Annotated in this window: 2 protein-coding genes; both read right to left on the bottom strand. The window is 74.1% G+C overall.

Annotated features, from left to right (window positions below; genetic code table 11):
* Positions 1–89 precede the first annotated feature (89 nt).
* Positions 90–593 carry a hypothetical protein gene (locus ADK55_RS13875; protein ID WP_053678538.1) on the bottom strand — a complete coding sequence of 168 codons (504 nt, stop codon included), beginning with the start codon at positions 591–593 and terminating at the stop codon, positions 90–92.
* Positions 594–654: 61 nt separating this feature from the next.
* Complete coding sequence (locus ADK55_RS13870; protein ID WP_053678536.1) at positions 655–1,806, bottom strand: M4 family metallopeptidase; 1,152 nt, start codon at positions 1,804–1,806, stop codon at positions 655–657.
* Between the last annotated feature and the right edge of the window lie 217 nt (positions 1,807–2,023).

The raw sequence follows: 2,023 nt of genomic DNA, 5'->3' as shown, positions 1-2,023 counted from the left end.
GGGCTACGCGGGGGCGCGGGTGGGCTCGCCGGGTTACGCGGGGGCGCGGGTGGGGCCGTCGGGCTACGCGGGCCGTCGGGCTCGCGGGGCTACGCGGGGACGCGGGGGAAGCGGGACTGGAGCGTCCAGATGACCGGGTTGTCGCCGAGCCCGTCGTGCATGTCGACGAGGTCCGCGATCACGTCGTGCAGGAAGTCCCGCGCCTCGCGGCGCAACAGGCGGTGCGTGAAGGTCAGCGGGTCCTCCTCGGCCGGCATCCAGTCGGCCTCGATGTCCACCCAGCCGAAGCGGCGCTCGAACAGCATCCGGTCGCTGGACTCGGTGAAGTCCAGTTCGGCGTACTGCCGGTTGGCGGAACGGCTTCCGCGCGGGTCCTGGTCGAGCTGCTCGACGATGTCGCAGAGCGCCCAGGCGAAGTCCAGTACCGGAACCCATCCCCAGGCTGTGGACACTTCCCGGTCCGCGTGGGTGTCGGCGAGGTAGACGTCCCCGCAGAACAGGTCGTGGCGCAGCGTGTGGACGTCCGCCGAGCGGTAGTCGGTCTGCGGGGGGTCGGGGAAGCGCCGGGAGAGGGAGTAACCGATGTCGAGCACGTACCCGATGGTGTCACGGGCGCGCCCCTCCCGGCGCCGGGGCCCCGGGAGGGCCCGTTGATCAACGGACGTTGACGGCCGTCCACGCGGCGGCGACCCGGGCGACCTGCACACTGCCCGCGCCGTGCAGTTCGGTCGCGGCCTGGAGGGTGGCCGCGCGGGCGCGGGAGTAGTTCGTCGTGGAGGTCATGTACCGGGTGAGAGCCCGGTACCAGATGAGGGTGGCCTCCTCGCGGCCGATGCCGAGCAGCTTGGAACCGTCGTGGGTGGGGGAGTCGTAGGAGACGCCGTTGATCACCTTGGGGCCACTGCCCTCGGCGAGCAGGTAGTAGAAGTGCCGGGCGGGACCCGAGGCGGCGTGCGGATCGAGGGAGCCGAGGTCACGGGACCAGTAGTCGCGGGAGACTCCGTCCGCGCTCGGGCGGTCCATGCGGTGGGGCGGACCGTCGAAGGCGCGCTCGCCGAGGAGGTAGTCGCCGATGTCGACCTTGTTGTCGGCGAAGAACTCCCCGGCGGTGGCCAGGATGTCGGAGGTGCCCTCGTTGAGCGCGCCCGGCTCCCCGGAGTACCCGAGGCCGGCGGTGGAGGCGGTCAGACCGTGGGCGAGCTCGTGGCCGACGACGTCGAGGCTGGTGGGCGGGCGGCCGGGAACGGAACCGTCGCCGTAGCTGACGCAGGCGCAACTGCCGTCGAAGAAGGCGTTGCCGAAGTTCGTGCCGTAATGGACGCGCGAGGTGGTCCCCACACCGTCCCCGCGCACGCCGGCCCGGCCGAAGGCGGCCAGGTAGAAGTCCCAGGTCACGGCGGTGCCGTACTGGACGTCCACGGCGGCGGTCTGCCGGTTCGCGGCGGTGCCGCTGCCCCAGACGTTGTCGGCGTCGGTGAAGAGGACCCCGGGGCCGGAGGTCTGGTTGAGGGCGTCGAGCGTGCGCTGATCGCCGCGCGAGGGGTCGCGGAGCTGGTACGTGGTCCCGACGCGGGTGGTGGAGAGGGGCACGGTGCCGGCGTACTGACTGCGCCCGGTTCCCTGCGGGGTGGCGGGGGTTCCGGGTGCGGTGCCTGTGGTGCCTGCGGTGGTGGTGGTCCCCTGCGGGGTGGTGGTGCCTGCGGTGGTGGTTCCGGGGGCGGTGCCCGCGGCGGTGGCGGTCGCGGTGAGGGCCGTGAGGGTGGCGGCGGTGCCGAGGAGGACGGCGAGACGGGTGAAGGTGGTCACTCGGGCTGCTCCTTTGGGGGCCGGGCCGGGTGGGCCGGGGGCCGGGGCCGGGTGTGGTGGCGGCGCGGAGCGAGCGTGTCACCGGGCGGGGGGGACATGGCAGGGGCATGGCGGGGATCGGGGGGGGGGTTTTCCGACCCCGCGCCCCCCCGGCCGGGAACCCCCGGGGGCCCCCCGGGGGGGGGGTCGGGGGGCTCCCGGGCCCGCCCCGGGGCCC

This window comes from Streptomyces sp. WM4235 (genome assembly GCF_001279725.1).
Classification (GTDB): Bacteria; Actinomycetota; Actinomycetes; order Streptomycetales; family Streptomycetaceae; genus Streptomyces.
This window is presented reverse-complemented; position numbering and strand designations above follow the sequence as displayed.